Raw genomic sequence first — 5,881 nt, 5'->3', positions numbered from 1 at the left:
GGGGCGGGCCGCCGCGTGCGGCCCGCCCCCACCCCCCTGACTCCGCTCAGACTTCCTTGACCTGGCCGTCCGCCACCTCGATGCGGCGCGTGGTGCGGACCGCTTCGAGCATCCGCCGGTCGTGGGTGACCAGCAGCAGGGTGCCCGTGTAGCTCTCCAGGGCTGCCTCCAACTGCTCGATGGCGGGCAGGTCCAGGTGGTTCGTCGGCTCGTCGAGCACCAGGAGGTTGACCCCGCGGCCCTGGAGCAGGGCGAGGGCGGCGCGGGTGCGTTCGCCCGGGGAGAGGCTGGTGGCCGGGCGCATCACATGGTCGGCGCGCAGGCCGAACTTGGCGAGCAGCGTGCGGACTTCGGCCGGTTCCGTGTCGGGCACGGCCGCGCAGAACGCCTCCAGCAGCGACTGCGAGCCGAGGAAGAGCCTGCGGGCCTGGTCGACCTCGCCGACCACGACGCCCGAACCGAGCGTGGCGTGGCCGGAGTCGAGCGGGAGCCGCTCCAACAGGGCGGCGAGCAGGGTGGACTTGCCCGCGCCGTTGGCGCCGGTGATGGCGACCCGGTCGGCCCAGTCGATCTGGAGCGAGGCGGGGCCGAAGGAGAAGTCTCCGCGCACCACCCGGGCCTCGCGCAGGGTCGCGACGACCGATCCGGAGCGCGGGGCGGTGGCGATCTCCATCCGCAGCTCCCACTCCTTGCGCGGCTCCTCGACGGTGTCGAGGCGCTCGATCATGCGCTGGGTCTGCCGGGCCTTCGCCGCCTGCTTCTCGCTCGCCTCACTCCGCGCGTTGCGGCCGAGCTTGTCGCCGTCGGTGGCCTTGCGACGGGCGTTCTTGACGCCCTTGTCCATCCAGGAGCGCTGCATGTGGCCGCGCGCTTCGAGGGCGGCCTTCTTGTCGGCGTACTCCTCGAAGCCCTCGCGGGCATGCCGGCGCGCGGTCTCGCGCTCCTCCAGGTAGGCCGCGTAGCCACCGCCGTACAGGTTGATCTGCTGCTGGGCGAGGTCGAGCTCCAGCACCTTGGTGACCGTGCGCATCAGGAACTCGCGGTCGTGGCTGATGACGACGGTTCCGGCCCGAAGGCCCGACACGAAGCGCTCCAGGCGCTCCAGGCCGTCGAGGTCGAGGTCGTTGGTGGGCTCGTCCAGCAGGAACACGTCGTAACGGGAGAGGAGCAGCGAGGCGAGGCCGGCGCGGGCCGCCTGGCCGCCGGAGAGGGCCGTCATGGGCAGGTCGAGGCTCACGGTGAGACCCAGCTCGGCGGCTACCTGCGCGGCCCGCTCCTCCAGGTCCGCGCCGCCGAGGGCGAGCCAGCGCTCCAGGGTCTCGGAGTACGCGTCGTCGGCGCCCGGGGCCCCGGAGACCAGGCCCTCCGTCGCCTCGTCCATGGCGCGCTGGGCGTCGGCGACGCTGGTGCGGCGGGCGAGGAACGCGGCTACGGTCTCGCCCTCGCGCCGCTCGGGCTCCTGCGGGAGGTGGCCGACGGTGGCGGTGGGCGGGGAGAGCCGCAGCTCGCCCTCCTCCGGGCGGTCGAGTCCGGCGAGCAGGCGGAGCAGGGACGATTTTCCGGCGCCGTTGACTCCGACGAGACCGATCACGTCTCCGGGGGCGACGACCAGGTCGAGTCCGGCGAAGAGTGTGCGGTCGCCGTGTCCGGCGGCGAGGTCCTTGGCGACGAGGGTGGCAGTCATCAGGGTCCTGATCCTAGTCTCCGGCGCTCCGTGCCCTTCGCCCCGTCGCCCCTGGCTTCGGGTTTCCGGGTTCCGCTAGCGTCCGTGCAGCGACGGGCGTGGAGGGGGCCGCGCGGGTACCGAGGGACGGGAGTGACCGTAATGACGGATGTGATCGTGGTGGGCGGCGGGGTCATCGGCCTCACCACCGCCGTGACGCTGGCGGAGCGCGGGCTGCGGGTGCGGGTCTGGTCGCGCGATCCGGCGGAGGCGACGACCTCGGCGGTGGCGGGGGCGCTGTGGTCGCCGTACCGGATCGAGCCGGCCGAGCGGGTCGGCACCTGGTCGCTGGAGACACTGGAGGTGTACGAGGAGCTGGCGGCCGGGCCGGGTGCCACCGGCGTACGGCTGGTGACGGGGGTGCACGGCGGTGAGCGGTTCGCGGCGCTGGGGCCCTGGGCGGCGGAGCTGAAGGGTGCGGTCGAGGTGCCCGAGGGGCTACGGGCGGTGTTGCCGCTGCTGGACATGCCGGTCCACCTGGCGTGGCTGGAGCGGCGGCTGGTGGCGGCGGGCGGGGCGGTGGAGCGGCGTGCGGTGACCGGGTTCGTGGAGGCGGCGGCGCAGAGCCCGGTGGTGGTGAACTGCACGGGGCTGGGGGCGCGCGAGCTGGTGCCCGACGCGGAGGTGCGGGCGGTGCGGGGGCAGCTGGTCGTGGTGGAGAACCCGGGGATCGCGGAGTGGTTCACCGAGGCGGACCCGGCGTCGGCCGCGACGACGTACTTCTTCCCACAGCCGGCCGGCCTGGTGCTGGGCGGTACGGCCGAGGCGGACGACGAGCGCCGGGAGCCCGATGCGGTGACGGCCCGGGAGATCGTGGCGCGGTGCGCGCGGGTCCGGCCGGAGATCGCGGCCGCCCGCGTGCTGGGGCACCGGGTGGGGCTGCGGCCGGTGCGGGAGGGCGGGGTGCGGATCGGGGCGGAGGCCCTGCCGGGCGGCGGTCTGCTCGTCCACAACTACGGTCACGGCGGCGCGGGGGTGACCGTGGCCTGGGGCTGCGCCCGGGCGGCGGCCGCCCTGGTGGGCTGAGCCGCCGCCGTACATGCAAAGTGGTCCCCCGGGTTCAGCCCTGGGAACCCTTCTCGATCGGGGTGTCCCTGTGGCGCTCGTCCGTGGTGACGGTCGTGCCGGGGCCGATCCGGATCTCGAAGTCGCCGTCGTACTTGGCGTGCCCCTCGATCACCGCGGACTCGACCGCCTCCACGCCGAACTCCTGGCGGACGATCTGCGGGTCCTTGCGCAGGTCCCGCATCAGGGCGACGCACATGCCGATCATCACGACGACGAAGGGGGCGGCGACCAGGATCGTGAGATTCTGGAGCCCCTCGAGCGCGTTCTCCTTGCCGTCACCGATGAGCAGCATGATTGCGGCCACGGCCCCGGTCACGACACCCCAGAAGATGACGACCCACTTGCTGGGCTCCAGGACGCCATTCTGCGAGAGCGTGCCCATGACGATCGAAGCGGCGTCGGCGCCGGAGACGAAGAAGATGCCGACGAGGATCATCACCAGGATGCTCGTCACGGTGGCGATCGGGAACTCCTGGAGGACTCCGAAGAGCTGCGCCTCGGGGGTGTCGGCGCCGGTGAGCTTGCCCGCCTCGTCCAGCTTCATGGCCGTGCCGCCGAAGACGGCGAACCAGATCAGGCTGACCGTGCTGGGCACCAGGATGACGCCGCCGACGAACTGGCGGATGGTGCGGCCGCGGCTGATGCGGGCGATGAACATGCCGACGAAGGGCGTCCAGGAGATCCACCAGGCCCAGTAGAAGACCGTCCAGCCGCCCAGCCAGTCGGCCACTTCGCCGCCGCCGGTCGCCTCGGTGCGGCCGGCGAGCTGACCCAGGTCGCTGATGTAGGCGCCGAGCGAGGTGGGCACCAGGTCGAGGATGAAGATCGTGGGACCGGCGATGAAGACGAACAGGACCAGGAGCAGGGCCAGCACCATGTTGATGTTGGAGAGCCACTGGATGCCCTTCTCCACCCCGGAGACCGCGGAGGCGACGAAGCCGACCGTCAGCACGGCGATGATGGCGACGAGGAGACCGGTGCCGGCCTTCTCCAGCCAGTCCAGCTCCTGGATCCCGCCGCCGATCTGGAGCGCGCCGAGGCCCAGCGAGGCGGCCGAACCGAAGAGAGTCGCGAAGATGGCCAGGATGTCGATGACGCGTCCGGCCCTTCCGTGCGCGTGCCTCTTGCCGATCAGCGGCTCGAAGACCGCGCTGATCGTCTGCCGCCTGCGCATCCGGTAGGCGCTGTAGGCGATGGCGAGGCCGACCACCGCGTAGATCGCCCAGGGGTGCAGCGTCCAGTGGAAGAGGGTGGTGGCCATCGCCGTCTGCATGGCCTCGGCCGAGTCGGCGGGGTCGGTGCCGGGCGGCGGGGTGCGGAAGTGGGCCAGGGGCTCGCTCACGCCCCAAAACATCAGCCCGATGCCCATACCGGCGCTGAACATCATCGCGACCCAGGAGATGGTGCGGAACTCCGGCGCCTCACCCTCCTGGCCGAGGCAGATCTTCCCGTACCGGCTGATGGCCAGCCAGAGGGCGAAGATGACGAAGCCCGACGCGGCGAGCATGAAGGCCCAGCCGCCGTTGTGGATGAGCCCGTTGAGCAGCTTGCCGGACGCCGTCTCCAGCGATGAGGTGGCGGTCGCGCCCCAGATGACGAAGGCGAGGGTGAGGACCGCCGTGACGCCGAAGACGACCCGGTCGGTGGTCGGGGCCCGGGTGCTGACCGGTTCGGGAGGAAGATCCGCCGTGACCGACAGTTCCTCCCGGCCCGCAGCTGACTGGTCGTCCTGGGACACAAATGGCACCTTTCACCGAGGCCGAAAACCGCTCTTCGTAGGCAGTACCACACCTGCCCACAATCCCGGAGGATCAACAAGCCATATCAGCTTGACCAGATGTGAGAGAGTATGTCGCTCGCTGGTCGAGGAGCAGCGGAATCAGGTTCCTGGCCGGCTGCCGCAGGGGCACATACGCGCCATCTCCGTCCCGGTGGGACCGGACGCCGTGCAGGGCGAGCTCGTCCTTCACGTCGGCGTACTGGGCCGCGTCCAGCCGGTAACCGCACGGCGGGTCGATGAGGATCTCGCCGGGCCCGGGCGGATCGTTGTCGGCGCCGCCCAGACGCACGGGACCACGGTCGGCGAACCCGGTCACGCGCGAGAGCCCGGTGGCTGCACGGATGCGGGCACGCTGCTCCTCGGTGAAGCCGAGGAGACCGTCGAGGGCCGTCCGCTGGGAGTGGACCCTGCGCCGGTGGTTGAGGGCCGGGTCGTCCTTCTCGGTCTCGCTCAGGGCGTCGATGCGCGACTCGATGAGGAGGCCGACCGCGTGCTTGAGGCCCGAGGCGTTGCGCAGGATGCGTTCCTGGCCGTCACCGGCCGTCTGCCCGATGGGGTCGCCGGTGACCGGATCGGTCCAGACGCCGTAGTGGCCGCTGCTGTAGCCGGCCCCGGTCGCGGCGGGCCGCACGTACTGCTCGGAGAGGGTCCGCGAGAGGCCGTGCACACGGCCGGAGACGTTCAGGTTGCGGGGCCACAGGACGAAGAGGTCCTTGTCGTAGTAGGGGGGCGTGGCGCCGTACTCGTGCAAGTCGTAGATGACATCCGGCCGTTCGTCGCGGACGACGGCCGCGATCGCCCTGCCCTCCGCGGTCTCCAGGGCGATGTGGTCCCGGTTGACGTCGACGCCGTCGGCGTTGCCCCGGGTTTCGGCGGCGCGCCCGTCCGGGTTGGCGGTGGGCAGCACCAGCACCGTCGTACGGGAGAGGAAGGCGCGGGTGGCTCGGTCCTCGGCGAAGGCCAGGTCGCGCAGGGTGGTCAGACAGGCCTCACGTCCGGCGGGCTCGTCGCCGTGCTGACTGCAGATCAGCAGGACCGTGGTGGCGGTGGCCGGGTGCTTCTTTCCGATGCGTACGAGCTGGAGGGGGCGGCCCTCCTCCGTGGTCCCGATCCGGTCGACGGCGGCCCGGTCGCTCGCCCGGTCGACCGCTCCCAGGAAGGCCTGCTCCTCCCCCAGCCCGGTCCAGCGCGCCCCGTCGCTCGTCTCGAACCCGGTGCGCGGCGGGTGCGGCGCGGCCTCGGCCGGTGCGATGGCGAACGGGACGGCCAACGCGCTCAGGACCGCTGCCACCACCGCGCTCCGGCGCCGG

General features: G+C 72.0%; 4 protein-coding genes. 1 reads left to right on the top strand and 3 read right to left on the bottom strand.

Translation table 11 applies throughout. The features are described 5' to 3' along the window. Nucleotides 1-46: 46 nt before the first annotated feature. Nucleotides 47-1,684, bottom strand: coding sequence for an ABC-F family ATP-binding cassette domain-containing protein (locus ABZ154_RS34615; protein ID WP_356838404.1), 1,638 nt, complete (start codon nt 1,682-1,684; stop codon nt 47-49). Between the two features lie 141 nt (nt 1,685-1,825). On the opposite strand from ABZ154_RS34615, the gene ABZ154_RS34610 reads away from it, so the two are divergent. After that, nucleotides 1,826-2,749 (top strand): FAD-dependent oxidoreductase, encoded by a 924-nt coding sequence (locus ABZ154_RS34610; protein WP_356838402.1) that lies wholly within the window; start codon nt 1,826-1,828, stop codon nt 2,747-2,749. A gap of 34 nt (nt 2,750-2,783) precedes the next feature. On the opposite strand, the gene ABZ154_RS34605 is transcribed toward ABZ154_RS34610, so the two are convergent. Both ABZ154_RS34605 and ABZ154_RS34600 read right to left on the bottom strand, forming a co-directional pair. Then, nucleotides 2,784-4,529 carry a BCCT family transporter gene (locus tag ABZ154_RS34605; protein ID WP_356838401.1) on the bottom strand — a complete coding sequence of 582 codons (1,746 nt, stop codon included), beginning with the start codon at nt 4,527-4,529 and terminating at the stop codon, nt 2,784-2,786. A 73-nt stretch (nt 4,530-4,602) separates the two neighbouring features. Then, a partial coding sequence (locus tag ABZ154_RS34600) for a M14 family metallocarboxypeptidase (RefSeq protein ID WP_356838400.1) occupies nt 4,603-5,881 on the bottom strand: 1,279 nt, incomplete at its 5' end.

The sequence above is a fragment of the Streptomyces sp. NPDC006261 genome (assembly GCF_040613515.1).
In the GTDB taxonomy this organism is placed as follows: domain Bacteria; phylum Actinomycetota; class Actinomycetes; order Streptomycetales; family Streptomycetaceae; genus Streptomyces.
This window is presented reverse-complemented; position numbering and strand designations above follow the sequence as displayed.